The sequence below is a fragment of the Celeribacter persicus genome, assembly GCF_003050785.1.
In the GTDB taxonomy this organism is placed as follows: domain Bacteria; phylum Pseudomonadota; class Alphaproteobacteria; order Rhodobacterales; family Rhodobacteraceae; genus Celeribacter; species Celeribacter persicus.
Genome location: NZ_QAOH01000005.1, coordinates 158908 through 185128, shown reverse-complemented (window position 1 = coordinate 185128; position 26221 = coordinate 158908). Strand labels below are relative to the sequence as shown.

The 26221-nt window shown below is 60.4% G+C and carries 27 protein-coding genes; 17 read left to right on the top strand and 10 right to left on the bottom strand.

Features of this window, described 5'->3' with window-relative positions; translation table 11 throughout:
- Window positions 1–78 precede the first annotated feature (78 nt).
- The 6 genes from C8N42_RS08705 to C8N42_RS08680 all read left to right on the top strand — a co-directional run bounded on the left by C8N42_RS08705 (window position 79) and on the right by C8N42_RS08680 (window position 4844).
- Window positions 79–648: a YqgE/AlgH family protein gene (locus C8N42_RS08705; RefSeq protein WP_107816171.1), complete on the top strand. Its 570-nt coding sequence runs from the start codon at window positions 79–81 to the stop codon at window positions 646–648.
- Between the two features lie 87 nt (window positions 649–735).
- Window positions 736–2445, top strand: coding sequence for an acyl-CoA dehydrogenase (locus tag C8N42_RS08700; RefSeq protein ID WP_107816170.1), 1710 nt, complete (start codon window positions 736–738; stop codon window positions 2443–2445).
- A gap of 13 nt (window positions 2446–2458) precedes the next feature.
- Complete coding sequence (locus C8N42_RS08695) at window positions 2459–3490, top strand: MBL fold metallo-hydrolase (protein WP_107816169.1); 1032 nt, start codon at window positions 2459–2461, stop codon at window positions 3488–3490.
- A gap of 2 nt (window positions 3491–3492) precedes the next feature.
- The gene (locus C8N42_RS08690; protein WP_107816168.1) at window positions 3493–3972 is read left to right on the top strand and encodes a DUF6173 family protein; all 480 of its coding nucleotides are present in this window, start codon (window positions 3493–3495) and stop codon (window positions 3970–3972) included.
- 55 nt (window positions 3973–4027) lie between these two features.
- Window positions 4028–4162: an aa3-type cytochrome c oxidase subunit IV gene (locus tag C8N42_RS08685; RefSeq protein ID WP_107816167.1), complete on the top strand. Its 135-nt coding sequence runs from the start codon at window positions 4028–4030 to the stop codon at window positions 4160–4162.
- Window positions 4163–4199: 37 nt separating this feature from the next.
- The gene (locus tag C8N42_RS08680) at window positions 4200–4844 is read left to right on the top strand and encodes a hypothetical protein (RefSeq protein ID WP_107816166.1); all 645 of its coding nucleotides are present in this window, start codon (window positions 4200–4202) and stop codon (window positions 4842–4844) included.
- A gap of 12 nt (window positions 4845–4856) precedes the next feature.
- Here the strand turns inward: C8N42_RS08680 and C8N42_RS08675 are convergent, their stop codons facing one another.
- The 4 genes from C8N42_RS08675 to greA all read right to left on the bottom strand — a co-directional run bounded on the left by C8N42_RS08675 (window position 4857) and on the right by greA (window position 7514).
- Window positions 4857–5180: an AzlD domain-containing protein gene (locus tag C8N42_RS08675; protein ID WP_107816165.1), complete on the bottom strand. Its 324-nt coding sequence runs from the start codon at window positions 5178–5180 to the stop codon at window positions 4857–4859.
- The gene (locus C8N42_RS08670) at window positions 5177–5893 is read right to left on the bottom strand and encodes an AzlC family ABC transporter permease (RefSeq protein WP_107816164.1); all 717 of its coding nucleotides are present in this window, start codon (window positions 5891–5893) and stop codon (window positions 5177–5179) included. The genes C8N42_RS08675 and C8N42_RS08670 overlap by 4 nt, the downstream gene beginning before the upstream one ends.
- 118 nt (window positions 5894–6011) lie before the next feature.
- Window positions 6012–7016, bottom strand: coding sequence for a hypothetical protein (locus tag C8N42_RS08665; RefSeq protein WP_245890006.1), 1005 nt, complete (start codon window positions 7014–7016; stop codon window positions 6012–6014).
- A 27-nt stretch (window positions 7017–7043) separates the two neighbouring features.
- The gene (gene greA / locus C8N42_RS08660; protein ID WP_107816162.1) at window positions 7044–7514 is read right to left on the bottom strand and encodes a transcription elongation factor GreA; all 471 of its coding nucleotides are present in this window, start codon (window positions 7512–7514) and stop codon (window positions 7044–7046) included.
- Window positions 7515–7922: 408 nt separating this feature from the next.
- Between greA and C8N42_RS08655 the strand changes: the two genes are divergently transcribed.
- The 3 genes from C8N42_RS08655 to C8N42_RS08645 all read left to right on the top strand — a co-directional run bounded on the left by C8N42_RS08655 (window position 7923) and on the right by C8N42_RS08645 (window position 12251).
- A complete protein-coding gene (locus C8N42_RS08655; RefSeq protein WP_107816161.1) occupies window positions 7923–9575 on the top strand; it encodes an electron transfer flavoprotein-ubiquinone oxidoreductase in 1653 nt (550 codons plus the stop codon).
- A gap of 149 nt (window positions 9576–9724) precedes the next feature.
- Window positions 9725–11431 carry a tetratricopeptide repeat protein gene (locus C8N42_RS08650; RefSeq protein WP_107816160.1) on the top strand — a complete coding sequence of 569 codons (1707 nt, stop codon included), beginning with the start codon at window positions 9725–9727 and terminating at the stop codon, window positions 11429–11431.
- Window positions 11421–12251 (top strand): 4-(cytidine 5'-diphospho)-2-C-methyl-D-erythritol kinase, encoded by an 831-nt coding sequence (locus C8N42_RS08645; protein WP_107816159.1) that lies wholly within the window; start codon window positions 11421–11423, stop codon window positions 12249–12251. The genes C8N42_RS08650 and C8N42_RS08645 overlap by 11 nt, the downstream gene beginning before the upstream one ends.
- A 4-nt stretch (window positions 12252–12255) precedes the next feature.
- Here the strand turns inward: C8N42_RS08645 and C8N42_RS08640 are convergent, their stop codons facing one another.
- Entirely contained in the window at window positions 12256–13254 is a 999-nt protein-coding gene (locus C8N42_RS08640; protein WP_107816158.1) for a polyprenyl synthetase family protein, read from the bottom strand.
- Between the two features lie 51 nt (window positions 13255–13305).
- Here C8N42_RS08640 and C8N42_RS08635 point away from each other — a divergent pair, with 51 nt between their 5' ends.
- The 3 genes from C8N42_RS08635 to C8N42_RS08625 all read left to right on the top strand — a co-directional run bounded on the left by C8N42_RS08635 (window position 13306) and on the right by C8N42_RS08625 (window position 14582).
- A complete protein-coding gene (locus C8N42_RS08635; protein ID WP_107816157.1) occupies window positions 13306–13524 on the top strand; it encodes a putative signal transducing protein in 219 nt (72 codons plus the stop codon).
- Window positions 13521–14282 (top strand): tRNA1(Val) (adenine(37)-N6)-methyltransferase, encoded by a 762-nt coding sequence (locus tag C8N42_RS08630; RefSeq protein WP_107816156.1) that lies wholly within the window; start codon window positions 13521–13523, stop codon window positions 14280–14282. Before C8N42_RS08635 ends, C8N42_RS08630 begins: the two co-directional genes overlap by 4 nt.
- 132 nt (window positions 14283–14414) lie before the next feature.
- Entirely contained in the window at window positions 14415–14582 is a 168-nt protein-coding gene (locus C8N42_RS08625) for a YdcH family protein (protein WP_107816155.1), read from the top strand.
- 9 nt (window positions 14583–14591) lie between these two features.
- Here C8N42_RS08625 and yddG read toward each other — a convergent pair whose 3' ends face one another.
- From yddG to C8N42_RS08605, 4 genes are all read right to left on the bottom strand, one after another.
- A complete protein-coding gene (gene yddG, locus C8N42_RS08620) occupies window positions 14592–15455 on the bottom strand; it encodes an aromatic amino acid exporter YddG (protein WP_107816154.1) in 864 nt (287 codons plus the stop codon).
- 88 nt (window positions 15456–15543) lie between these two features.
- A complete protein-coding gene (gene phbB / locus C8N42_RS08615; protein ID WP_107816153.1) occupies window positions 15544–16266 on the bottom strand; it encodes an acetoacetyl-CoA reductase in 723 nt (240 codons plus the stop codon).
- 147 nt (window positions 16267–16413) lie between these two features.
- Complete coding sequence (locus tag C8N42_RS08610; protein WP_107816152.1) at window positions 16414–17589, bottom strand: acetyl-CoA C-acetyltransferase; 1176 nt, start codon at window positions 17587–17589, stop codon at window positions 16414–16416.
- 151 nt (window positions 17590–17740) lie between these two features.
- The gene (locus C8N42_RS08605; protein WP_107816151.1) at window positions 17741–18568 is read right to left on the bottom strand and encodes an EAL domain-containing protein; all 828 of its coding nucleotides are present in this window, start codon (window positions 18566–18568) and stop codon (window positions 17741–17743) included.
- Between the two features lie 345 nt (window positions 18569–18913).
- On the opposite strand from C8N42_RS08605, the gene C8N42_RS08600 reads away from it, so the two are divergent.
- The gene (locus tag C8N42_RS08600; RefSeq protein ID WP_170109253.1) at window positions 18914–20209 is read left to right on the top strand and encodes a PAS domain-containing protein; all 1296 of its coding nucleotides are present in this window, start codon (window positions 18914–18916) and stop codon (window positions 20207–20209) included.
- Here the strand turns inward: C8N42_RS08600 and C8N42_RS08595 are convergent.
- Window positions 20160–20759, bottom strand: coding sequence for a TlpA disulfide reductase family protein (locus C8N42_RS08595; RefSeq protein ID WP_211309165.1), 600 nt, complete (start codon window positions 20757–20759; stop codon window positions 20160–20162). The two genes, C8N42_RS08600 and C8N42_RS08595, sit on opposite strands and share 50 nt — an antisense overlap.
- A 13-nt stretch (window positions 20760–20772) precedes the next feature.
- Here C8N42_RS08595 and argH point away from each other — a divergent pair, with 13 nt between their 5' ends.
- The 4 genes from argH to C8N42_RS08580 are packed head-to-tail and all read left to right on the top strand — an operon-like array spanning window position 20773 to window position 26212.
- Window positions 20773–22164 carry an argininosuccinate lyase gene (argH, locus tag C8N42_RS08590; protein ID WP_107816255.1) on the top strand — a complete coding sequence of 464 codons (1392 nt, stop codon included), beginning with the start codon at window positions 20773–20775 and terminating at the stop codon, window positions 22162–22164.
- Window positions 22161–22328 (top strand): hypothetical protein, encoded by a 168-nt coding sequence (locus C8N42_RS21610; RefSeq protein ID WP_170109252.1) that lies wholly within the window; start codon window positions 22161–22163, stop codon window positions 22326–22328. Before argH ends, C8N42_RS21610 begins: the two co-directional genes overlap by 4 nt.
- Before the next feature lie 51 nt (window positions 22329–22379).
- Window positions 22380–23645: a diaminopimelate decarboxylase gene (gene lysA, locus C8N42_RS08585; protein ID WP_107816149.1), complete on the top strand. Its 1266-nt coding sequence runs from the start codon at window positions 22380–22382 to the stop codon at window positions 23643–23645.
- Window positions 23646–23689: 44 nt separating this feature from the next.
- Window positions 23690–26212 carry a DUF4175 domain-containing protein gene (locus C8N42_RS08580; protein ID WP_107816148.1) on the top strand — a complete coding sequence of 841 codons (2523 nt, stop codon included), beginning with the start codon at window positions 23690–23692 and terminating at the stop codon, window positions 26210–26212.
- Window positions 26213–26221: the final 9 nt, after the last annotated feature.

Genomic DNA, 26221 nt, shown 5'->3' with positions numbered 1-26221 from the left:
TTGCCCCGGAAACGCGAAATTATGTCTTTTCCATCGCGAAGCCTTGCACCCCGGCGCGTCATGCGATGAGGTGGGGATATGGAAGCTCAATCGTCTGACCTCACCGGAAAACTTCTCATCGCGATGCCGGGCATTGGCGATCCGCGTTTCAACGGCGCAGTGGTATTCATGTGTGCTCATTCCGATGACGGTGCGATGGGGCTGATGATCAACAAGGTGTCACAGGACATCTCCGTCTCCGACGTGTTTTCCCAGCTCGAAATCCGCCCCACGCCGGACATGCGGCCCTTGCCGGTGCATTTTGGCGGACCCGTCGAGGTTGGGCGGGGATTCGTGCTGCACAGCACGGATTACGACGCCGATCACGCTTCGATGGACGTTGGGTCCGGTTATGCCATGACCGCCTCGCGCGACATTCTGCGCGATATGGCCCAAGGCGGTGGACCGAGGGAGCGTCTTTTGTGCCTTGGCTATGCCGGTTGGGGGCCAGGGCAGCTTGAGGGCGAGATCGGGCAGAACGGCTGGCTCAGTTGCGATGCGACACCGGAGATCGTGTTCGAGACGCCGGACACCCGCAAGTGGCAGGCCGCGCTTTTGTCCATGGGGATCAGTCCCGCGCTTTTGTCGGCGGATGCCGGGCGGGCGTGACGCAGCGTTCGGGTTGGGCCGTCGATCCGGCTTCGTTACTCTGAGGGCCAACTAGCAGGACCGTCTGCGCCTGAGGAGGAGACAGCCATGACCTATCGCGCCCCGGTTTCGGATTATCAGTTCATTCTCGATCAGATCGTCGATTTTTCGGCAGTGCTCGACAGCGCCGCGTTTGACGAGGTGGATGCGGATACGGTTACGGCGATTCTCGAAGAGGCCGGCAAGCTCGCAAGCGATGTGATCGCGCCGCTGGATCGTGGTGGCGATCTGGCGCCTGCGAAACTGGTGGACGGTGTGGTCAAGACCTCTCCGGGCTTTGCCGAGGCGCTCGGGCAGGTGGCCGAGGGCGGCTGGGTTGGCATGCTGGCGCAGCCTGAAAATGGCGGCATGGGTCTTCCGCTTACCGTGGCGACGGCGGTCAACGAGATGATGTCCGGGGCTTGCCTGTCCCTGTCGTTGCAGCCGTTGATGACACAGGGGCAGATCGAGGCGCTGGAACATCACGCTTCTGATGGGATCAAAGAGCTTTATATTCCGAAACTCATCTCCGGCGAATGGACCGGCACGATGAACCTGACAGAGCCGGGGGCGGGTTCGGACGTGGGGGCGTTGCGCACCAGGGCGGAGCGCAATGGCGATGGCACTTATGCGATTTCCGGTCAGAAGATTTTCATCACCTGGGGCGATAACGATTTCTCCGATAACGTGTGCCACCTCGTGCTTGCCCGGTTGCCCGACGGGGTGCCGGGTACGAAAGGCATTTCGCTTTTCATGGTGCCGAAATTCCTCCCGGATGCAGAGGGCAATCCCGGCCAGCGTAACAGCCTCAAGGTTGTGAGCCTTGAGCACAAGCTGGGCATTCATGGCTCTCCGACCTGTGTCATGGAATATGACGGTGCGACCGGCTGGCTTGTCGGTGAAGAGCACGAGGGTATGAAATGCATGTTCACCATGATGAACAACGCGCGCCTCGGCGTTGGTGTTCAGGGCGTGGGCGTGGCCGAGGCGGCGACGCAAAAGGCGCTGGCTTATGCCGAGGATCGTGTACAGGGCAAATCGCCGCTGGGCCGCGACGGGGCCGGGATCATCGACCATGCCGATGTGCGCCGGATGCTGGCGCATATGCGGGCCGATACCTTTACCGCGCGGGCGATTGCGCTTGCTTGCGGTGTGGCGCTCGATCTTGGCCGGACGGATCCGGAGCAACAGGCGCGCGGCGCGTTTCTTATTCCGATTGCCAAGGCGTTCTCGACCGACATCGGGCACGAAGTCGCCCAACTCGGTGTGCAGGTGCATGGCGGCATGGGCTATATCGAGGAGACGGGTGCGGCGCAGTATGCCCGCGATGCCCGGATCACCTCGATCTACGAGGGCACCAACGGCATTCAGGCGATGGACCTCGTCGGGCGCAAGCTGATGGACGGAGGCGAAGCCGGGTTTGCCATTCTCGATGAGATCGAAACCTTTGCCGAGGCCGCTCGCGCGACCCTGCCGAACCGGGCCAAAGCCGTCTGGAATGCCGCCGAAACCCTGCGCGAAGGCATGGAGGCGATGCTGGCGCTGTCGATGAACGATCGCTTCGCCGGTGCTGTGCCCTTTCTGCGGGCCTTTGCGCGCGTGTTGGGAGGTTACTACCATCTCAAGGCGGCGATTTCCGAAGGGGGCGAGGGGCCGCGTTCGCGGCTTGCAGCTTTCTACATCAACCGTATGCTGCCCGAACATACGGCTTTGCTGGCGCAGGCGCGTCTCGGGGCCGGTGATATTTACGCATTGAGCCCAGAGGACCTTTCCGCCTGATGGTGAGTATTTTATGACTGCTCCGATCCGCACGCCCTTTGCCCCCCCCGAGATCGGGGGTGTGATCGAGATTGCCGAAGGCGTGCTCTGGTCCCGGATGCCTTTGCCCGTGCCGCTGGCGCATGTGAATGTTTATGCGTTTGACGAGGGGGATGGTTGGACCATTGTCGACACCGGCGTGGACACACGCAAATCCCGCGGGCTGTGGCAGGCTTTGATTGACGGGCCTTTGTCCGGCAAGCCGATCCGGCGGGTGATCGTCACGCACCACCACCTCGACCATATCGGCCTTGCCGGATGGTTCGTGACGGAGCATGGCGCGGAGCTTGTGACCACGCGGACCTCTTACCTGATGGCGCGGATGTTGCAGCTCGATCTGCAGGACGAGCCGACGCCGGAAATGCTTGCCTTCTGGCGCTCCTGCGGGATGGCGCCGGAAATTTACGAGAAACGTCTCACCGAGCGCCCGTTCAACACCGCCGATGCGGTCAGCCCTTTGCCGCTTGGCTATACGCGACTTGTCGACGGGCAGGAGATTGGGATCGGCGGGCGGCTTTGGACCGTTCGAACAGGCGATGGCCATGCGCCGGAACACGCGACCTTCTGGTCGGGGGATGGCGAATTGCTCATTGGTGGCGATCAGCTCTTGGGTTCGATCTCTCCTAATCTCGGCGTCTCCGCGACCGAACCTCTGGCCGACCCGGTGGGGGACTGGCTTCGGTCCTGCGAGAAATTCGTACCCCATGCGCTTGAGAGCCATTTGGTTCTGACCGGACATAAACTGCCCTATACCGGCCTGCCCGCGCGTTTGCGGCACCTCATCGACAATCACCGCCACGCCCTTGAGCGTCTGCGCGAAGCGCTGCATGAGCCGCGCACCGCTTGCGAGTGCTTTGATGTGTTGTTCAAACGGCCGATTCAGGAGGGCGAATACGGGCTCGCCATGGTCGAGGCCATGGCGCATTGTCGTCATCTCGAACGGCGCGGTCTTATCACTGGACGAGAGAGGGAGGATGGTGCGATCCTGTGGCAAACAGGAGAATGAGTATGTCCCAGGGGGATCATATCCGCACCACCGCCGAGGCGCATGAAGAGGCCGCCCTGCCGCAGGCCCGTGTCGCCCATGCCGACCCCGATGCCTGTACCGCCGAACAGAAACCCTTGCCCGAAGCGGTCGCGCGCAAACCTCTTGAGGAGAAAAGCCCCGCAGAATGGGCCTATGAGCGGCTGATCCTATATATCCAGAATTTCGAGGAACAGCTCGACAGCGAACACGAGATTGCCATGGGCTTCGCGGGCTCCGACACCGGTGTGCTTCGGATCGAGGGGATCGGCTTTTTCGATCCGGATATCGTCACCTTCTACGGCATGGATGAAGAGGGCACCAAGACCCAGCTTATCCAGCATGTGACCCAACTCAACGTGATGCTGCAGGCCATGCCGAAACAGACGGAGGATGCGACGCCTGCGCGGATCGGTTTCCGTCTGGCGGCTGATCTGGAACAGGACCTGAGCGGGGAGAGGTGACAGAAAGCGCTGAATCGTCTAGGTCTGACAGAAAGACATAAGGGAGGACCGCACAATGTCGGAACACAAGCACGGCGAAATGGATATTTCCGTTCAGGAGAAAACCTTTGAAGGTTTTGTGAAATGGGCCACCTGGGTTGCGGGGGCGACCGTTTTTGTTTTGATTATCCTCGCGGTATTCAATAGTTAACACCTGTAAGCGTGGAACAAGGGCCGGAGCCTCAAACGTGTCGTTTCTGTATCGAGCCGTCGGGCTCCTGTCCCTTCTTGTGCTGACCGCCTGTGGTGCGGCCGAACCGAAATGGGCGTCGGACGCCGAGGTGGCGCGGTCCCATTACGTGCATGGCGCGCCTTATCAGCTCACGCTTTTCACTGTGATCAACAACCGCTCGGGCAGTGGCGGGCATAGCTCCCTGCTGGTCAATGCACCGTCCGAGCGGGTGATTTTCGATCCGGCGGGAACGTTCTATCACCCGCATTTGCCGGAGCGGAACGATGTGCATTACGGCATGTCCGATCCGGCGGTGGATTTCTATATCGACTATCACGCGCGCATCACCTGGCGCGTGGTGGAACAGACGATCACGGTCAGCCCGGAAGTCGCCACATTGGCGCTTGCCAAGGTGCAGGCCTATGGTGCCGTGCCGAAAGCGATGTGTGCAAAGAGCGTGTCGGACATTCTGGTGGAATTGCCGGGATTCGAAACAGCGCCGCAAACCATGTCACCGAAAAAGCTCATGCAATGGTTCGGGGAACTGCCCGGGGTGACGGAAAAAGTCATCTACGATGACAGCCCCGATGAAAACGGCCAACTTGTTCAGGCACCGCCTCTTTTGCTGCACCACAGCGGGAGTTCCAGCGGGAGTTCCTGAGGGACGTGGCGTTTATCCGATCACAGCGCCAAGTCCAAAGAACAGGCCAAGCCCGGTGATGATCGCCCAGAGCACGTTTTTCGTCCAGATACCGACCAGAATCGTCGCGGCGGCACAGAACAGGCGTAGCGGGTCCGTGTCAGCCTTGGTCCCCAAAAGCATCGGCGCGACCACGGCGGGCAGTACGGCGACCGGCGTGTAGCGCAACAGGCGCAACAGCCATGCGGGCAGAGGACGGTCGCCCACGAGGCCGAGAAAGGAAAAGCGGATCAGGAAAGTGCCGATGGCCATTCCGACGATGATGATCCAGATTTGCGTCGTGCTCGCTTCGATCATGTCGCGGCCTTTCTCTTTTCCATCCAAATCTCGACCTGCGCACCCACCACCAAGGCGGCGGCCGCGGCGATCAGAAGCCCGCTGCCATAAGGCATGAAGCCGAGAACAAGTACCAACACCCCCGAGGTCAATGCCGAAGCGAGATGCGCCGGTGTCTTGAGCATCGGGGCCACCAAGGCAAGGAAGGTCACCGGCACAGCGAAATCGACGCCGATGTCGGTCGGGATTTTCTCGCCCAGAAGCGCTCCCCCAAGTGTCAGAGCATACCACGCGATGGCAATCGGGATGGCAGCACCGAAGAAATAGCCGAGCTTCTCGGAGAGGCTCAGATTTGGCTCTTTTTCGAATTTGATCGTCGAAAGCGCATAGGGTTGATCGTAGAGCATGTAGGCAGCGAAGGCGCGGGTCAGCAGCGAGGACTTTCCCAGATGCGGGGTGATCGCGGCGGAATACATGCCCATCCGCAGGTTCACCGCCAGAGCGGTCGCCAACACGATCAGCGTCGGTGCGTTCTCCGTCATCAGTTGCAGAGCGGCCAATTGGGCGGAACCGGCGATGACGAGGATCGAGAAACCCATGACCTCCACCACATTCAGCCCCGCCTGTGTGGCAATTGCGCCAAAGATCGCGGCGAAGGGCCAGATCACGATGTGAAACGGCAGCCCGTCCTTGGCGCCTTTGAGAAATTGCTGGGCAGCGGGGGAGAGTGACATGGGATCCGTGAAGGCCTTGAAATTCCGAACCGTGCCAACCTAAGGGATCGGGGGGCGCGGACCAATTGCGATTTGTGAGAACGGGTTATGCGGAAGCGGACAGCGCCGCAACCCAGGCTCAGTCGAAAGTACCTGCCACACGACCGAGCAACATGAAGCCGCGCGCGGTGCGCGTGTCGGTGAGGGCGGCGATTTCCTCATCCGTGGCGGATTGCTCGAATTCCGCGAAAGTCTTGTCGAATTTGCGCAGAAAATGGTGCACGGCATCGCGGAAAATCGCATCCTGTTTCATCCGTGCAGAGGCCAGTGCCAGCGACGAACGGTCGCGCACGCCGCCCAGTGGGGCGACGGAATGGCCGCGCTCACCCTTGGCGAAGCGGCGCCAGACCTCGGGCTTCGCACGGTCGGGGCGCAGATCGTCCATGTAAATCCCATCCTGCGACAAAAGCGTCAGAACGTCCTGCGCGGCATGAATGAGTTGGCTGACCTTGCGATCCGACAGCGCCCGCCGCAGCGCTCGGAAGCCTTCCTTGTCTTCGGCGGTTTCCGGGAAATTCAGCGCCTTGATGAAATCCGCGACCGACAGGGGCGGCGCGAGGCTTTCCGAGGGAGTACCGAGCGCAAGGCTTGCCTGTTCCTCGATCAGCGCGGGGGCGGGGATTGCCAGCTTGTCCTCGGGCGGCGTCTGGCCGGGGCGGATCGAGGTGAACATCGCGAGTGTCGACTCGGTCTTGCGTTGTGCGGCGGCGATCTCTTCGAGTTTCTTCTCGACCGTGGCGTTCGAGGTGCCACCGCCTTGCCCGGAGAGGTAGGACTGGCGCATGGCGGAAATCGCGGCCTGAAGCCTGCGGCTTTCCTCACGCATGGTTTGGGAGGCGCGCACGGCCAGAGCTCCGACCCAGATCATCGCGATCGGCATGAAAATCGCGATCAGCATCATGACGAAACGGATCGAATCGAAATCACTCGACCCGGAGCCGACGATCATGAAATACCCGGCGGTCATCGCCAGCCATACCAGAGACAGCACCGCGGCGATCATTTCCGTCGCGGTGATTTTCGGTTCTTCCTCGGGGCGCTGGTAGACGCCCAGCTCGACTTTTTTGGGGCCTTCGGTTGCCAAAGGGATCTCCTCGATCGCGTTTACAAATCAGATATACGCGATCTTGAGGATTTCGTAGGATTTTTCGCCACCGGGCGTGCGTACTTCGACGCTGTCGCCTTCATCCTTGCCGATCAGGGCGCGGGCGAGCGGCGATTTGATGTTGAGAAGACCGCGTTCGATGTCGGCTTCGTGCTCGCCAACGATCTGATAGGTCTTTTCCTCATCCGTGTCCTCGTCGACGATGGTCACGGTGGCGGAGAACTTCACCGGACCGGACAGGGTTTTCGGGTCGATGACATCGGTCAGCGACAGGATGCCTTCGAGCTCCTTGATCCGGCCTTCGATGAAGCTCTGTTTCTCACGCGCCGAATGGTATTCGGCGTTCTCCGAGAGATCGCCAAGCTCACGCGCTTCGGCAATGGCCTGAATGATCGCCGGTCGCTCGACGGATTTCAGGGTTTTCAGCTCTTCGTTCAGCGCGGTGTAGCCCGCGCGGGTCATGAGGATCTTTTCCATCAGGGCACTCATCTGCACGAAAAAAGCACTGCGGAGCCGTTCAGGCTCCGGGTGCTTTCGGGTTTTGTCTTTGTCGGACTACCTGACCCGGAACGGGTGGCTATTGCAAGGGGCAAGGGGCGCTTTGTTGCGCGCAGGGCGAAAATCTCTCGCCTGTCACCTGTTTTGTGGCTGTGCGGTGGCGTGATGAGCGGAGGTTTCGCGGCAAGGTTTGCGCACGATTCTACGCGTGGGGATGGTGCCGGGGTGCCCGATGTGTTGTCTGGCGGTGTCCCCATGTGGCGCTGCGGTCATTTCAGGCCCGTAAAGCTTAACAGACGCAACGAAAAACCGCTTCTCAAATTGACCCTGCCCTCTCTTCCCGGTTAGGTAGGCGCTGGAGAGCCGCCTGAGCCAGGGAGAAATTTTATGTCGAATATCGAGCGTGAGGCGATGGAATATGACGTCGTGATCGTGGGTGCCGGGCCTGCCGGCCTGTCCGCCGCGATCCGGCTCAAGCAATTGGACGAGGATTTGAATGTCGTCGTTCTGGAAAAGGGTTCCGAAGTGGGCGCGCATATCCTGTCGGGGGCTGTGCTCGACCCGTGCGGTATCGACGCGCTGATCCCGGACTGGAAGGAAAAGGGCGCGCCGATCACCACCGTGGTGAAGGAAGATCATTTTCACGTTCTGGGCGAGGCCGGCTCGATCCGTATCCCGAATTTCCCGCTTCCGCCGCTGATGTCGAACCACGGCAAATATATCGTCTCCATGGGCAATGTTTGCCGCTGGATGGCGGAGCAGGCGGAAGAGCTGGGTGTCGAGATTTTTCCCGGCATGGCGTGCTCTGAACTGATTTACGGCGACAGTGGCGAAGTCAAAGGTGTGGTCGCGGGTGAGTTCGGCAAGGGGCCGGACGGCGAACCGACCGAGGCTTATGAACCGGGTATGGAATTACACGGAAAATACGTACTGATTTCCGAAGGCGTGCGCGGGTCTCTGGCGAAAGAGATCATCGCGAAATACGACCTGCAAAACGGCCGCGACGTGCAGAAATTCGGTCTCGGCATGAAGGAAATCTGGGAAATTGACCCCGACAAGCACAAAGAGGGCAAGGTCTGGCACTCGATGGGCTGGCCTCTGGGCTCGAACGCGGGCGGCGGCGGTTTCGTCTACCACGCGGAAAACAATCAGCTTTATCTGGGCTTCGTGGTCCATCTGAACTACGAAAATCCCTATCTCTTCCCCTATATGGAATTCCAGCGCTTCAAGCAGCACCCGCTGGTGAAGGAGCTTCTCGAAGGCGGCAAGCGCGTCGCTTACGGTGCGCGTGCGATCTCCGAGGGCGGTTATCAGTCCATGCCGAAAGCGGCCTTCCCCGGTGGTGCGCTTCTGGGTTGTTCCGTCGGTCTCGTCAACGTGCCGCGGATCAAGGGCAACCATAACGCGATGCTCTCGGGCAAGGCGGCGGCGGAACACGTGGTTGCGGCGATCAAAGAGGGCCGCGCAGGCGATACGCTTGAGAACTACGAGACGGAACTGCGTACCGGTGCCGTGGGCAAGGATCTCAAGCGCGTGCGTAACGTCAAACCGCTCTGGTCGAAATTCGGTCTTGCGGCCTCTCTGGCCTTGGGCGGGTTCGATATGTGGACCAACCAGCTCTTTGGTGTGTCGTTCTTCGGTACTGTCAAACATGGCAAGACGGACGCGCAGGCGACCGGCAAAGCGGCCAAGTTCAAGCCGATCGACTATCCGAAACCCGATGGTGTGATCTCGTTTGATCGGTTGACCAACGTGTCCTTTGCCGCGACGAACCATGAGGAAAGCCAGCCCTGCCACCTCAAACTTAAGGACCCGCAGGTGGCCATCGACGTGGATTACAAGCAATACGGCGGTCCGTCGCAACGCTACTGCCCGGCCGGTGTCTACGAATATCTGACCGAAGAAGGTCAGGAGCCGAAATTCGTGGTCAACTTCCAGAACTGCGTCCACTGCAAGACCTGCGACATCAAGGAAGCCAGCCAGAACATCACCTGGACCGTGCCGCAGGGCGGCGACGGGCCGAATTACCCGAACATGTAAGCCTCTCACGGCAACGTGTTTTCAAAGATCGAGACGGGGGCCAGAGCGGCCCCCGTTTGCATTGCGGCGGGTTGCTTTGGGCGATAGGCTCGCCGGGACGAACCAGACGGGAACGAACCGCCTGGTAAGAACGACAAGGGAGACGACAGGTGACAGACCGCGCCGGCCGCATGATTTCCGCCCTCACTGCCATGGGGCTTTTGTTTGGAACTGTGGCCCTGCCATCTCCGGTTCTGGCCGATGCCGGTTCCTATCTGGCTGCGCGTCAGGCCACGATGGATCGTACATTCCCGGAACTCGCCAATTACGCCACGCGAGCGCTCGCGGGCGACACGGAAAACCCGGCTTTGCTCGAATCCGTGATTTCCGCGCATATCTCCATGGGAAATTTCGATGCGGTGAAAGGCTATGCCAGCCAGTTGATCCAGATCGAGCCTTCGAACCAGATCGCGGCCATGGCAAACCTGACGCTTCTGGCGCGGGACGGCGATTACGAAGGGCTGATGGCCGCGCTCGAAGGCGGGCAAAGCATCAGCACCGTGGTGGATGGGTTGATGTTGGCCTGGGCCCATGTCGGTTTGGGCGATATGTCCGGCGCGCTCGATCTGTTCGATCAGGGTGCGGGCATGGGGCAGGGGTTCGAGAATTTCGGAGCCTATAACAAGGGTCTCGCCCTCGCGCTGGTCGGGGATTATGAGGGCGCGCTTGAGATTCTGTCGCAGCCGGATATGCCGCAAAGCCGGTTTTCCGTGATCGCGCAGGCGGAAATTCTCAGCCAACTCGAACGTGACGAAGAGGCTCTGGCGTTCCTGAATGACAGTTTCGGTGAAGGCCCGCTGGATCTCGAACTGGAAACTCTGCGCGAGGCACTCACTGACGGCGAGACGGTCCCTTTCACCGTCGTGCACAGCGCCCGCGACGGGATTGCGGACGTGTTCTTTGCCGTGGCTTCCGCGCTCGATGGCGGGCTCGACGATGCCTATACGCTCCTTTACGCACGGATCGCCGAAGCGCTGCGCCCGGATGAGGCAAGCTATGTGTTGAGTGTGGCGACGCTGCTCGAACGGCTGGAAAATTACGATCTTGCCACACAAGCCCTCGATAAAATCCCTGCGGAAGACCCGGCTTTCCCGGTGGCGAGCCTTGCACGGTCGGAGACGCTCAGAGCCTCGGGCAATATCGAAGCTTCGCTCGAAGTGCTGCGGCAATTGGCGAAATCGCATCCCGAGTTGGACGAGGCGCATACCGCCTTGGGCGATGCCTTGCGTCGTCAGGAGGATTATGCCGGGGCGGCCAAGGCCTATTCCGTGGTCATCGAGCGTCACCAACCGCCGACACGGGCGCAATGGCCGCTCTATTTCACCCGTGGTACGGCCTATGAACGGCTTGGTGAGTGGGAAAAGGCGGAGGCCGATCTGCGGCAAGCCTTGGAACTGGAGCCGGATCAGCCGCGTGTGCTGAATTATCTCGGTTATTCCTATCTCGAAATGAAAACCAATCTCGACGAGGCGATGGAGATGATCCGCAAGGCCGTCGAAGCGCGGCCCGAGGATGGCTATATCACCGACAGCCTGGCCTGGGGTCTTTATCGGTTGCGTCGTTACGATGAGGCGGTGGAGCCGATGGAGCGCGCGGTCGAGCTGATGCCGGTCGATCCGATCATCAACGATCATCTGGGTGATGTGTATTGGGCCGTCGGGCGGGAACGCGAGGCACGGTTCCAGTGGCAGCGCGCCTTGTCTTTCGAACCTGAAGAGGACGAGGCCGCTCGCATCCGCAAAAAGCTGGAGATCGGTCTCGATCGGGTCCTGATCGAAGAGGGCGAAGAGCCGACGCGGGATACGAATGACGGTTAAGGTCTTTGCCCCTGCCAAGATTAACCTGAGCCTGCATGTGACCGGCCAGCGGGAGGACGGGTATCACCTTCTGGACAGTCTTGTGGCCTTCGTCGATCTTGGGGATCAGGTGACGGCACGTCCGGCTGCGCAATCGCAGTTGAGCGTGACCGGGCCTTTTGCCGAGGGCGTGCCAACGGACGGCAGCAATCTCGTGCTTCGGGCGGCGGCGCTTGCGGGTTACCCCATGTCTCTGGTGCTCGACAAACACCTGCCGCCGTCATCCGGGATTGGAGGCGGCTCCGCCGATGCGGCGGCCACTCTGCGCGCGGCGGCGCGGCTTGGGGCCGACCCCGTGACGGCAGAGCGGGCGCTTGCGCTCGGTGCCGACGTTCCGGTCTGTCTGCGTTCGAAGCCGATGCGGATGCGGGGGATTGGCGATGTGCTCGAACCGGTGTTCATTCCGGCGCTGCACATGGTGCTGGTCAACCCGAAGGTCGAGGTGTCGACCTCCGTGGTGTTCAAACGGCTGGAGCGCAAGGACAATATGGCAATGCCGGATCTGCTGCCGCGCTGGCCGGATACGCTGGCTTTCGTCGATTGGTTGTCCACCCAGCGCAACGATCTTGAGGAGCCTGCGGTCAAACTCGTGCCGGAGGTGGCGGCAGCACTCGCGGCGCTTGCGCTGGCACCGGGGGCACTGATGGTGCGGATGTCCGGCTCCGGGGCGACCTGTTTTGCGCTTTTTGCGGATCGCTATGCGGCGGATGTAGCTGCATTGCAATTGGCTGAGGGCAATCCTTGGTGGTGGGTCAGATCCGCAAGCACGCTTCCGGGATAGAGCCTCAACGCAGGCGCGCCACCACGTAATCGGCAATATCGGAGAGCATCTCGACGATCTCACTTTCGGGCAAAACCGAAAGCGCGGCTTTTGCCTTGTCGGCCCATTCGAGCGCGATCACACGGGTTTCTTCCAGCGCATCGTGCTTGTTCAGAAGCGCAATCGCATGGTCGAGATCGCCCTCATCCTGCTGGCCCTTCTCGATGGTTTTCACCCAGAAGGCACGTTCTTCCGCGTCGGCCTTGGCTACCGCCTTGATCAGCGGCAGGGTCAGCTTGCGTTCGCGGAAATCGTCTCCGACATTCTTGCCGGTCTGCTCGGAACCCCAGTAATCCAGAAGATCGTCGACGATCTGGAAGGAAATCCCAAGCGCATCGCCATAGTCGAAGAGGGCTTTCACCACTGTCTCGTCTGCCCCGGCCAGAACGCCGCCAACCTCGGTCGCGGCGGCAAACAGCGCTGCCGTCTTGCCACGCACAACCTGAATATAGATGGCCTCATCGGTCTTCAGGTCCTGCGCTGCGGTGAGTTGCAGCACCTCGCCCTCGGCAATCGTTGCAGAGGCATTTGACAGGATGCGTAACACGCGCATGTTGTCGGCATCGGTCATCAATTGGAACGACCGGGCAAAGAGATAATCGCCCACGAGAACCGAGGATTTGTTGTCCCACAGAAGGTTCGCCGTCGGACGTCCACGCCGCTGGGCGCTTTCGTCCACCACGTCGTCGTGCAAAAGTGTGGCGGTGTGAATGAATTCCACTGTGGCCGCGAGGTGGATGTGATAGGGGCCGGTGTAGCCGCAGGCCTTGGCGGCCGCCAGCGTCAGCATCGGGCGCAACCGTTTGCCACCGGCCTCGATCAGATGTGCGGTCACTTCGGGGATGCGCGGGGCATGTTCCGACGACATCCGCTCCCGGATCAGCGCGTTGACGGCCTCAAGTTCGGGCGCCAGAGCGGCGGCCAGTCTCTCGTGCGGCTTCACGGCGGCTTTATCCAGTCCCATGGGACCTCCTCGGCTCGACAAACCCTGCGGTCTGCTTTTTAATCGTCGGCGATGAAACAGCTTCTGCGCACAACCGACCCGACCCAGATCGTCTACGCCAAAGCGCTCTTATCCGGAGAGGATATAGACTGCTTTGAAATGGACGTCCATATGAGCGTCCTTGAGGGCAGCATCGGCATCTTGCCGCGCCGTTTGATGGTCCGCGACGAAGATTTCGCGCAGGCCCGGCGCATTCTCAAGGACAACGATTTCGAGCTGGAGGACCTGTGAGCGGAGATCCGGGTCTCAGCCACGATGCCTTTCTCGGCGGGCGGTTGCATATCTTTCAACCGATCAAAGGGTATCGGGCGGGTGTCGATCCGGTGCTTCTGGCGGCGGCCACGCCCGCCCGTCCCGGCCAGTCCGTGCTGGAGCTTGGCTGCGGGGCCGGGGTGGCGTCTTTCTGTCTGGTGGCTCGGGTGGAAAGGCTGTTGCTCACCGGGGTCGAGTTGCAGGCGTTCTATGCCGAACTTGCCCGGCGCAATGCTCTGGAAAATCAGTTGGAAATGACGGTTGTCGAGGCCGATCTGCGCCATTTGCCTGCCTCTTTGAAAGAACGTCATTTCGATCACGTCATCGCCAATCCGCCCTATTACGAACGCCACCGCTCGACGGCGTCGGAGGATGCCGGGCGGGATATGGCGCTGGCCGGGGAAACGCATCTGTCGGAATGGATCGACGTGGCGACACGACGGCTCAAACCCAGGGGTTATCTTACGATGATCCAGAAGGCGGATCGCCTGCCGGATATGCTGGGGGCTTGCGATAACCGTCTCGGTTCGATCCGGGTTCGCCCGATTCAGCCCCGTCTGGGGCGGGCGGCAGAGCTTGTCATCCTTCAGGCGCGCAAAGGCGGGCGGGCGGCTTTTGCGTTGGAAGCGCCGCTCATTATGCATGAAGGCGTGTCACATAAGCACGATGGCGACGATTACACCCCCGAGGCCGTCAAGATTTTGCGAGGCGGCCAGGCCTTGCCATGGTCGGGGTGAAATTTGGCGATATTTCGCAAAGGGTAATATTCTGGTCACTTTGTTTCAAAACAAAGCCGTGACACGACTCGGATTCTATGGTGCACTTGTTACACAGCTTTTACATGGCTGATACATCAGAGAGGAGAAATCATGAGCTTGACGTCCCATATTCAGGAACTGAAGAAAAAGCACCAATCCCTCTCGGAGGCCGTTGAACATGCCCAGCGTTCGCCCGGCACCGATGGCCTTCGGATCGCAGATCTGAAAAAACAGAAACTCCGCATCAAAGAAGAAATCGCGCGCCTTACTGCCGCCTGACGCATCAGATCATCCGGTTTGGCGGCTTTGATAAGCGGCCAGACCGGCCCCGATCGTGATCAGTATCGCGGACACGACAAGTGTGGCCGATGGGGTTGCGATCCCTGCAATCATCAGAACCAGTGTCGACAAGAGCGGAGCCGCGTAGGACGCGGTGCCCAAAAGCTGAATGTTGCCGCGCTTTACACCGATATCCCACACATAAAACGCCGCGCCGACCGGGCCGAAGCCAAGCGCGATCATGCTGGCCCATCCAGTCCCGGTGGAAGGCCAGGTGGTGTCTTCCAAAACAAGATGCGCCAGTGTGGACAGCACGGCGGTGGCGAGGCAATAAACCGTGACTACCATGCTCGATATACTGCCGAGGCGGCGTGAGATGACGGAATAGCCCGACCACGTCAGTGCACAGGCGAGCGCCAACGCATATCCGGGCCCGTGTTCGCCAGAAAAGGACGCGCCTTTCGCCACGATCAGGGCCGCGCCGCCAAAGGACAGGGCTGCGCCGAGCAGGTGCAGCGGGCGCAGTCGCTCGCCGGGCAGCAGGCCGGAAAACAGCACGATCAACAGCGGCCAGAGATAAGCGATCAGACCCGCTTCTGCGGGCGGAGCGGCTCTGAGGGCGGAGAAGTACAGGAAGTGATAACCGAACAGCCCGACCGTGCCAAAGGCATAGACGGAAAGCGTAATACCTTTCAGTTCGCTCCAGCGTCCTGTGGCTGTTGTCCAGACCACACCGATGGTCCCGCCAATGCCGAAGCATACGGCGTTCAGTTGCAGCGGCGGCACTTCCGAGGCGCCGACGGTAAAGAGCGCGAGCAGGGCCCAGAGCAGAACGGCGACAAAGCCGATGGCGGTGGCGGATTTACGTGTCATGCGAGCGATTAAGCCTGAGAGTTTCGCTAGCACAACAGAAAAAGGGCCGCCGAAACGGCGACCCCTCGTTCTGCGATCCCGCACAGGCTCAGGTGAGGTACTGACCGCCGTTCGCCGTAATGGTCGAGCCGGTGATGAAGCCTGCATCGTCGGAGGCGAGGAAAACCACGCAGCGGGCAATGTCTTCCGGCTCGCCGAGACGGCCCACGGGAATGGTCGCGATGATCGATTCGCGCACTTTTTCCGGCACGGCCATGACCATTTCGGTGGCGACATAGCCGGGGCAGATGGCGTTCACGGTGACGCCCGCACGCGCGCCTTCTTGTGCCAGTGCCTTAGTGAAACCGATGTCCCCGGCTTTGGCGGCGGAGTAGTTGGCCTGGCCGAACTGACCTTTCTGGCCGTTGATCGAACTGATGTTGATCACGCGCCCGAATTTACGCTCGCGCATCCCCGGCCAGAGCGGGTGGGTCATGTTGAACACGCCCGAAAGGTTGGTGTCCATGACCTGTTGCCACTGCTCGCGGGTCATCTTGTGGAACGGAGCGTCGCGGGTGATGCCAGCATTGTTCACCAGCACGTCGACGGGACCGAGTTCCGCTTCGACCTTGGCGATGCCCTCAACGCAGGCGTCATAATCGGCCACGGACCATTTGTAGGTCTTGATGCCGGTTTCCTCGGTGAATTTCGCAGCGGCCTCGTCATTGCCGGCATAGTTGGCGGCGACGGTGTAACCCGCAGCTTGCAGGGCTTTGGCGATAGCGGCGCCGATGCCGCGCGATCCGCCGGTCACAAGAGCGACTCTGGACATGATACTCCTCCTTATCAATCCTGAACTTGTAATCTTGTTATCTATAATATTCTGCATTCGCAACAATATTGCTATGCAAATGCAGAAAAATCTTTGTCTGATTTGATCTGTCAGTGGTGGCGGGGTCTGGAAACCCCGCCTTTCGGATCAATCACGCTCGACACAGACCGCAACGCCCATGCCGCCGCCGATGCAGAGCGTAGCGAGGCCTTTTTTCGCGTCGCGGCGCACCATTTCGAACAGAAGCGTGTTGAGGACGCGCGCGCCGGAAGCCCCAATCGGATGACCGATGGCAATCGCGCCACCGTTGACGTTGACGATGGCCGGATCCCAGCCCATGTCCTTGTTCACCGCGCAGGCTTGCGCCGCGAAGGCTTCGTTGGCTTCGACGAGATCGAGGTCGGAGGCTTTCCAGCCTGCTTTCGCCAGCGCTTTTTGCGAGGCGAAGATCGGACCTGCACCCATGATCGACGGGTCGAGGCCGACAGTGGCGTAGGAGGCGATGCGGGCCAAGGGTGCAATCCCGCGTTTCGCGGCATTCTCGGCGGACATCAGGAGGACACCGGCGGCACCATCGTTGATCCCGGAGGCGTTGCCTGCGGTCACGGAGCCGTCCTTGTCGAAAGCCGGGCGCAGTTTCTGCATACCCTCGATGGTTGCGCCGTGACGGATGTATTCGTCCTGATCCACCACGATGTCGCCCTTGCGGGTTTTCACGGTGAAGGGCACGATCTCATCGGCGAATTTCCCGGCTTTCTGGGCGGCTTCGGCCTTGTTCTGGGAGGCAAGGGCGAACTCGTCCTGCATCTCGCGGGAGATCTGCCATTGATTGGCGACGTTCTCGGCGGTGATCCCCATGTGATACCCGTTGAAGGCATCCCACAGGCCGTCTTTGATCATCGAATCGATGAATTTCATGTCGCCCATCTTGTGACCTGCGCGCAGGTTGGCGACATGGGGGGACATGGACATGTTTTCCTGGCCCCCGGCACAGACGATGTCGGCATCGCCGAGCATGATATGCTGAGCGGCCAGAGCGACGGTGCGCAGACCGGAGCCGCAGACCTGATTGATGCCCCAGGCGGCGGATTCGATCGGCAGACCGGCCTTGATATGCGCCTGGCGGGCGGGGTTCTGGCCCTGACCGGCGGTCAGCACCTGACCGAGGATGGTTTCCGACACTTCGGCTTTTTCAATCCCGGCGCGTTCCACGAGGGCTTCGAGCACACAGGCGCCCAGATCGTGTGCGGGGGTATTGGCGAAGGACCCGGAAAAGCTGCCGACGGCGGTCCGTGCTGCGGATGCGATAACGACATTGGTCATGATGATAATCTCTCTCCCATTTTGGTTATGGGGAGATTGCCCAAAGGCCGCAATATTTGCAACAAAGTTGCTCGCTCCCCAATGAAAGCTCTATGCTGCGTTCGCAGCATTTTCAACCTTCAAGGGGACTCTGAGGCGCTTTGCCGCCGATTTAACCGGCTTTTTTGTGCGCCTCACGGTTGCGCCATACCGGATCAATGGTTGCGGCACCGAAATAGTGCCCCTGCATGCAATCGATTCCAATCCCGGTCAGGTATTCCGCATCGGCGGCGTTTTCTACGAATTCCGCCACGGTATACATGTCGAAATGTTTGGCCACGGAAACAAGTGCCTGTGTCAGGACCTGATTGTCGGGGCTGGAGGCGATGCCACGGATGAATTCTCCGTCGATCTTCACCATGTCGAAATAGAAATCCTTGAGATAGCGAAAGGCGGTGTAGCCCGCACCGAAGTCATCGAGTGCGAAGGAAATCCCCATCGCTTGCAGTTCGGACATGAAGACGGAGACGAGATCGGGCATGACCATGGCCGAACTCTCAGTGATTTCGAGAATCAGCCGCTCCGCGATCGTTTGATCCCTGTGCAGCCCGGTCATCAGCGTCTCTTTCCAGCGCGGATAGCCGATGGAGCGCGCAGACATGTTGATGGCAAGACGCAGATTCTTGTGATCATTCAAGGCGTCGAGACCGAGTTCCAGGGCGAGGCAGTCGAGCTGACGCCCGGTTTCCGTGGTTTCCGCGACCTTGATGAATTCGCGGGCGGGAATCACCCGACCGCTTTGATCGAGCACTCGGATCAGACCTTCGTAAAAGGCCGGTCGGTCGGGGCGCAATGTCTGGACGATGGGCTGGTAGGCCAGCATGACCTGCTTTTTGCGGAGCGCTACCTGAACCATTTCCATTGTGTGACGGTCCCGGTCGGCGACCGCTACGGAAAGCGGATTGCCGAATTCATTGTTGTCATAGCCAGAATCGATCATCCCGTCACCTTGTCTCGCTTGCCTTGTGCAGGGATCACTTTCGCGCGCTTGGGCTAACGGCGGGTAAACTGTCGAATTCGCCAAAAAATCGAATAAATATAACGTCAAATCGACAGGGATTTGTTTTTGTAAAACTTTTTCTGGGATCTCTACCTTTAAAGCCGTGGTATCGACGATTTGTCGAGAATTCTATGTTCTTTGTGGCTGTGACATTTTGCTCTGATCGCTTGCGGAGCGGTCGGGGCTGCGGAGAAAAGAATGACGGGGGTGCGGGTTAACCAAATCGAAAGCCCATTCTGTTTCAGTGCAATGAAACCGATAGAACAGGGCTTGCCAGGATTTGCGATGACGTTCCAATTTTCCGCCGCACGTAATGCGGAGAAGGCCGAGGAAGTGGCTTTCGACGTCGAAGACCTTTTTTTCTCGCGGACGGACGGGCGCGGGGTGATTGCGGCGGGCAATGAGGTGTTTCAACGAATCTCGGGTTATTCGTGGGAAGAACTCGTCGGTGCGCCACATAAAATTATCCGCCATTCCGATATGCCGAAGGGGGTGTTTTACATTCTCTGGGAGCGGCTCAAAAAAGGTCTCTCCACCGGGGCCTATGTTAAAAACCGAGCCAGGGATGGGCGTTATTACTGGGTTTATGCCGTCGTTTCGCCGATCGAAGGGGGGTATGTTTCCGTCCGGATGAAACCCGGTTCAAGTGTCTTCAAAGAGGTGAAGGCGGCTTATGGAGATTTCCTGAAACTTGAGCGGGAAAAGGGGCTTGGCCCGGAAGAAAGCGCGAATGTCATTCGTATGCGGCTAAAGGAACTCGGGTTTCCGAGCTATGCGGCTTTTAGCTCTTATGCAATTGCTCAGGAGATGAGTGCCCGTGACGCGGCCTTGTTCCGGATGGAGGACAGCCGTTTGCGCAGTCTGAAGGACGCGTTGCCGACTTTGGTCGAACTCCACAAAGAGCAGCAGGCGTTGTTTGCGGCCTTTGAAAAGATTCGGGGCATTCCGGCGAATATGCGAATCGTGGCCTCGCGTCTTGAACCGGCGGGTGGCCCGATTTCGGCGATTTCGCAAAATTATCGCCTGATGTCGGACGAGGTCACCAATCATCTGGGCGGTTTCCGGGTCGATAATGGCAACAAAAACCTGTCCGAAACCGTGATACCGCGAATTTACCTCGGGTTGTTCATGATGGCGGCTTGCCGTTTGCAGCGCGAGGTCAAGGAAGTTTCCATGGCCGCGCTCGGCAAACACATGGAACGGGATGGCTTTCAGACGGAGGTGGATGTCCTGAGTACCATGCTCGACGATTACACGATCAGAACAGGATCGGTTCTGGTGTCGGTGTTCAATGACGTCTCGGTGCTTGCGCGGTCGGCGAAAGATTTGCGGCAACTCGTCACCGGGCTCGATTCGATTCGCGTGTTGTGTCGGGTGGAAGCCGGACGTTTGGGGACGCAATCGGCCTCGCTCATGCCGGTGATCGGTCAACTCGACGCATTCCATGTCGAGATCGACGCCACTCTTGAACGGATCATGTCGCTGACCGACCGGGTCAAAGGGCTTGTCGAGGCGGCGATGCCGCGGAGCTTCAATGGCTCTCTGCGCTATCATCCGCCGGCGGGAGGGGTGTCACGTTGAGCAATTCGGCGATGATCGCCTGGGCTGAGGGGGAAAACCACTCTGCATCCCCGGTCATCCGGGCGATTTCCTTACCTTCGGGCGAAATCAGGATCGTAACGGGCAGGCCGAGTACGCCCATGTCACGCGCCATTGCGCCCTTGGCGTCGATCCTCATGGGCAGGGTTTCGATCCCGGCCTTTTCATAGAAAGACCGAATCGCCGGAAGCGGATTGTGCCCGGTTGCCACAGGCAACACCACCAGCCCCTGATCGCCATAGGCCGCGGAAAGCTGATCGAGGGCTGGCATTTCCTTGCGACAGGGCGCACACCATGTGGCCCAGAAGTTCAACAGGACAAGCTTTCCGTCATAATCGGCAAGAGTTTCCTCCACACCATCCGTCGTGGTGAAGGGGAGCGGGCTCACATCCTTCGGCGCGTCGTGGAAGCCGAGCTTTTGCAGCGTTCCTTCCCGAAGAGCCGCAGCCGCGCTCAGGTCCGTTGCGGTGGCGGGAATTGCACCGAGGCTCAGGGCCGTATAAAGGGTGGCGGCAATCAGCTTTTTCAACATGCGGGACACGTCCATGACCGATAAGAAATCAAACGCGATGTGGGGCGGGCGGTTTGCCGCCGGACCCGACGCCATCATGGAAGCCATCAACGCCTCCATTGATTTCGACAAGCGGCTGGCCTCCCAGGACATCGCAGGCTCGCGCGCCCATGCGGCGATGCTCGCCAAACAGGGCATCCTTACCGATACCGATGCCGAAGCCATTCGGGAAGGCCTGCTCACGGTTTTGTCAGAGATCGAGCGCGGTGAGTTCACTTTTTCCACCGCGTTGGAAGACATTCACATGAATGTCGAGTCACGCCTCAAGGAGATCATTGGCGAGGCTGCGGGGCGTCTGCACACGGCGCGCTCGCGCAACGATCAGGTGGCGACCGATTTCAAACTCTGGGTGCGCGACCAGATCGACGCGGCCATCTCCGGGCTTGAGGCGCTGATCCGCGCGTTGATCGCACAGGCCGAGAAAGGCGCGGATTGGGTCATGCCGGGTTTCACCCACCTGCAAACCGCGCAGCCGGTGACTTGGGGCCATCACATGATGGCCTATGTCGAGATGTTCGGTCGCGACATGTCCCGGTTCAACGATGCGCGCGTGCGGATGAACGAAAGCCCGCTGGGTTCCGCCGCGCTGGCGGGCACCGGCTTTCCGATCGACCGTCACATGACGGCGGAGGCATTGGGCTTTGACCGTCCGACGGCGAACTCTCTCGATGCCGTGGCGGATCGCGATTTCGCGCTGGAATTCCTGTCGTCCGCGTCGATCTGCGCCATGCATCTGTCGCGCTTTGCCGAGGAACTGGTGATCTGGTCGTCGGCACAGTTCCGTTTCGTGGCGCTCTCGGATCGCTTCTCCACCGGCTCGTCCATCATGCCGCAAAAGAAAAATCCCGACGCCGCCGAACTGATCCGTGCCAAAATCGGGCGCATCTTCGGGGCGAACGTGGCGCTCATGACTGTGATGAAGGGGCTGCCGCTTGCCTATTCCAAGGACATGCAGGAAGACAAGGAACAGGTGTTCGATGCTGCCGACAACCTGATGCTTGCGCTTGCGGCGATGACCGGGATGGTGTCGGACATGACCGCCAATGTCGACAACCTGCGCGCCGCCGCCGCCTCCGGGTTTTCGACCGCGACCGATCTGGCCGACTGGCTGGTCCGCGAAGCGGGCTTGCCGTTCCGAGATGCGCATCATGTGACCGGCGCGCTCGTCGCCATGGCCGAAAAGAAAGGCGTCGATCTGCCGGATCTGAGCCTTGATGAGATGAAATCCGTCAATGAGGCGATCACAGAAGGGGTCTACGACGTCTTGACGGTTGAAAATTCCGTCGCCTCGCGCACAAGCTACGGGGGGACCGCGCCCGCGCAGGTGCGTGCGCAGATCGCCCGTTGGAAAGAGGTGCTCGGATGAAACGTGTTCTTATGGCTTTGGTGCTGTTGAGCGGCCTGTCCGCCTGTGGCGTGGACGGCGAGCCGGTGACGCCGGATGTCGGGGTTTCGACCACTGTGGGGGTGAATTCCCGTGGCGGTGCCTATACCGATACATCGGTCGATATCCATTTCCCGCTGAACTGATTTTCAAGACCTGATCCGGAGCGTGCCCGCCCCGAAAGCGAAAGACCCAAGATGGACCATTTCCTCTACAAAGACGGCGTGCTCCATGCCGAAGACGTGGCTGTGAGCGACATTGCCGCCCAGGTCGGCACGCCGTTCTACGTTTATTCCACCGCAACGCTGACCCGGCATTTCAAGCTGTTCGACGAGGCGCTGACGGGGATGGACCATCTCGTCTGTTTCGCGATGAAATCGAATTCCAACCTCGCCGTGCTCAGGCTCATGTGCGAATTGGGGGCCGGGGTCGATGTGGTTTCTATCGGCGAGTATCTCAAGGCCAAGGCGGCCGGTTTCCCCGGCGAGCGCATCGTGTTTTCCGGCGTCGGCAAGACGCGTGAGGAAATGCGTATCGCACTCGAAGGTGGCATTCGTCAGTTCAACGTCGAAAGCGAGCCGGAACTTGAAGCGCTCAACGAAGTGGCTGTGTCCCTTGGGATGAAAGCGCCCATCGCATTGCGGGTGAACCCGGATGTGGATGCAAAAACCCATGCGAAAATCGCCACAGGAAAGTCGGAGAACAAGTTCGGCATCCCGATTGCCTCCTGTCGTGAAGTTTACAGGCGTGCGGGCGAGATGCCGGGGATCGAGGTGATCGGTATCGACGTGCATATCGGTTCGCAATTGACGCAGTTGGAGCCGTTCGAACTGGCGTTTACCAAGATCGCGGAACTAACCGATACCCTGCGTGCCGACGGGCATGAGATCCGCCGTCTCGATCTGGGCGGGGGGCTTGGTATTCCTTACGAGCGTTCGAACACCGCCCCGCCGTTGCCTGTGGAATATGGCCATCTGGTGAGGCGCACGCTGGGACATTTGGATTGTGAGATCGAGATCGAGCCGGGACGTCTGATTTCCGGTAATGCGGGAATTCTCGTCTCCTCCGTTATTTATCTCAAACATGGCGAGGGGCGTGATTTCCTCATCCTCGATGCGGCGATGAACGATTTGGTGCGGCCTTCGATGTATGACGCCTATCACGACATCATTCCGGTGGTGGAACCCGTGGTGGGGGCGGAGCAGGGCCCGATGGACATCGTCGGGCCGGTCTGTGAAACCGGCGATACCTTTGCCAAGGCGCGCAATATGCCCGGGCTCGGCGAGGGCGATCTTGTCGCCTTCCGCTCGGCGGGCGCTTATGGCGCGGTGATGGCTTCGGAATATAATTCCCGGCCGCTCATTCCCGAGGTTCTGGTGAAAGGCGATCAATTCGCCGTCATTCGCAAGCGTCCGAGCTTTGATGAGATGATAAACCGCGATACCATCCCTGCGTGGCTCTGAGCGCGGATCATTCCGATGCGCGCCCGAAGCCCCGGGCGAGACGTATGGAATTTGACCGACAGCTCCGAGACAGCCTTGGCCAGAACCTTGCCCGACGGGTGAGGGTCGCTTTGCGCGTGACGTGGGCGGGGCTGTTGTATGAACGGCTCGGGATGGCCTTCTGGCCGCTGTTTTCGCTTGTCGTTTTCGCCCTCGGTCTTGCCATGCTCGGCGTGCAGGATGTCTTGCCGCTCTGGGGGCTCTGGCTTTCTGCCGTGCTTTTCGGGTTGACCGGGCTATGGGCCCTGATCCACGGTTTGCGACACCTGCGTCTGCCTGGTACGGCGGAGGCCATGGCGCGGGTCGATGCGGACCTGCCGGGCCGTCCGTTGCAGGCGCTCTCTGATACGCCGTTGATCGGCGCGGGGGATGCCGCATCGGAGACGCTCTGGGCCGCGCATCGTCGTCGTATGGCGGAGCGGTTGCGCGGGGTACATGCCATTGCACCGAGGCTGCGGCTGTCCTCTGCCGATCCTCTTGCTTTGCGCTTTGTCGCGCTGACGACGCTTGCCATGGGCCTTTTGTTCGGATCTTTCGAGCGGGCTGGGACCCTGAGCGATCTGGGAGAGGGTGGCATGGCAATTGCCTCCGGTCCGATCTGGGAAGGCTGGGTGCGCTCACCCGCCTATGCCGGTAAGCCGACGCTCTATCTCGGCGATCTCGATCCTGCTTTCGAAGTGCCGAAAGGGTCCGATGTGACACTTCGGTTCTATGGCGAGGATGGTGCTCTGACCCTGCGTGAAACCGTCTCCGGCGATGAGGACACGCGCCTGCACGATTTCATCATCCGTCAGGCGGGGGAGATCGAAATCGACGGTCCGACAGGGCGGCTCTGGGACGTGGCGCTGCAACCGGATCAGCCGCCGATGGCTGAACTCATCGGGCCGATGACCCGTGCGCCATCGGGTGAGGCGCGTCAGGAATTTCGCCTGAGCGACGATTTCGGGGTGACGCGGGCGGAACTGACCATCACACGCGATCCGGAGACGGTGGAAAAACGCTATGGGTTCATCCTGCCGCCGGAGCCGCGCGAGGCGATCACCCTGCCGGTCATGTTGCCGCAAACCGGGGATCGCACGGAAATCGAGGGGCTGATTGCCGAAAACCTTGCCGAGCATCCGTTCGCCGGTCTGCCCGTCCGCCTGAGCCTGACCGCCTGGGATGCGGCGGGGCAGGCGAGTACGGCTGCGCTGGGAGAAAACATCCTGCCGACCCGCCGCTTTTTCGACCCGCTGGCGGCGGCCATTGTCGATCAGCGACGGGAGCTTTTGTGGAACCGCGAGAACGCGGCGCGCACGGCGCAGGTGCTGCGCGCGGTCTCGGTCAACCCGACCGAGATGTTCGACGAGATGACGACCTATTTCCGCCTGCGCGAAACCATCGGCCAGATCGAGGGGCGCGAGGGTCGGCTGACGGATGAACAGCTCGACACCATTGCGGACAACCTCTGGGACATTGCGCTGGAGCTGGAAGACGGGCAGCTCAAGGAGGCGCTCGCGCGTCTGCACCGGGCGCAGGAGCGCCTGTCGCAGGCGATGCGCGACGGGGCGACGCCGGAAGAGATCGAACGGCTGATGCAGGAACTGCGCGAGGCGACCCGCGATTACATGCAGCAACTGGCGGAGCAGCAGGGCGATGACGGCGATGGCACCGATATGCCCGATCAGGGGCAGGATCAGGGCCAACAGATCACGCAGGATCAATTGCAGCAGTTGATGGATCGCATTCAGGAATTGATGGAGCAAGGCCGCATGGCCGAGGCGCAGCAGCTCATGGATATGTTGGCCGAGATGCTCGAAAACATGCGTGTGACCAAGGGCGAGGGCCAGGGCGGCCCCGGTCAGCAAGGTATGCAGGGCCTTCAGGACATGCTGCGCGATCAGCAACAGCTCAATGACGATACCTTCTCGGATTTGCAGCAGCAGTTCGGGGAAAACGGTCAGCAAGGCCAGCCAGAAGGTCAGCCCGGTGACGGTGAGACCGGCGAGGGCGAAAACGGGCAACAGCAACCGGGAGAGGGGCAGAGCGGCCAATCCCTTTCAGAGCGTCAGCAAGCCCTGCGTGATGAGTTGCAGCGTCAGCTTGGCAATATTCCCGGCGGTCAGAGGGGGTCGGACGACAGTGTCGGCGGCGCTCTTGAGCGGGCAGATCGGGCGATGGAAGAGGCCGAAGATGCGCTGCGCGAAGGCGATCTCAACGGTGCGCTCGGGCGTCAGGCCGAGGCGATGGAAGCCCTGCGCGAAGGCATGCGCCGCCTTGGCGAACAACAGGCGCAGAACCAGCAGGATCAGGAAGGCCAACAGGGCGAGGCCGGCGGTCAGCCCGGCAATGATGCGGCGCGGCGCGATCCGCTTGGGCGCAAGCCCGGCGAGGCCGGACGTTTCGGCAGCGATGACGAGCTTTACGAGGGCGAAGATGTCTATCGCCGGGCGGAAGAACTTTTGGACGAAATCCGTCGCCGTTCCGGTGAGCAACAACGACAGGCGGAAGAACGCGATTACCTCAACCGTCTGCTCGATCAGTTCTGAGCGAATTGC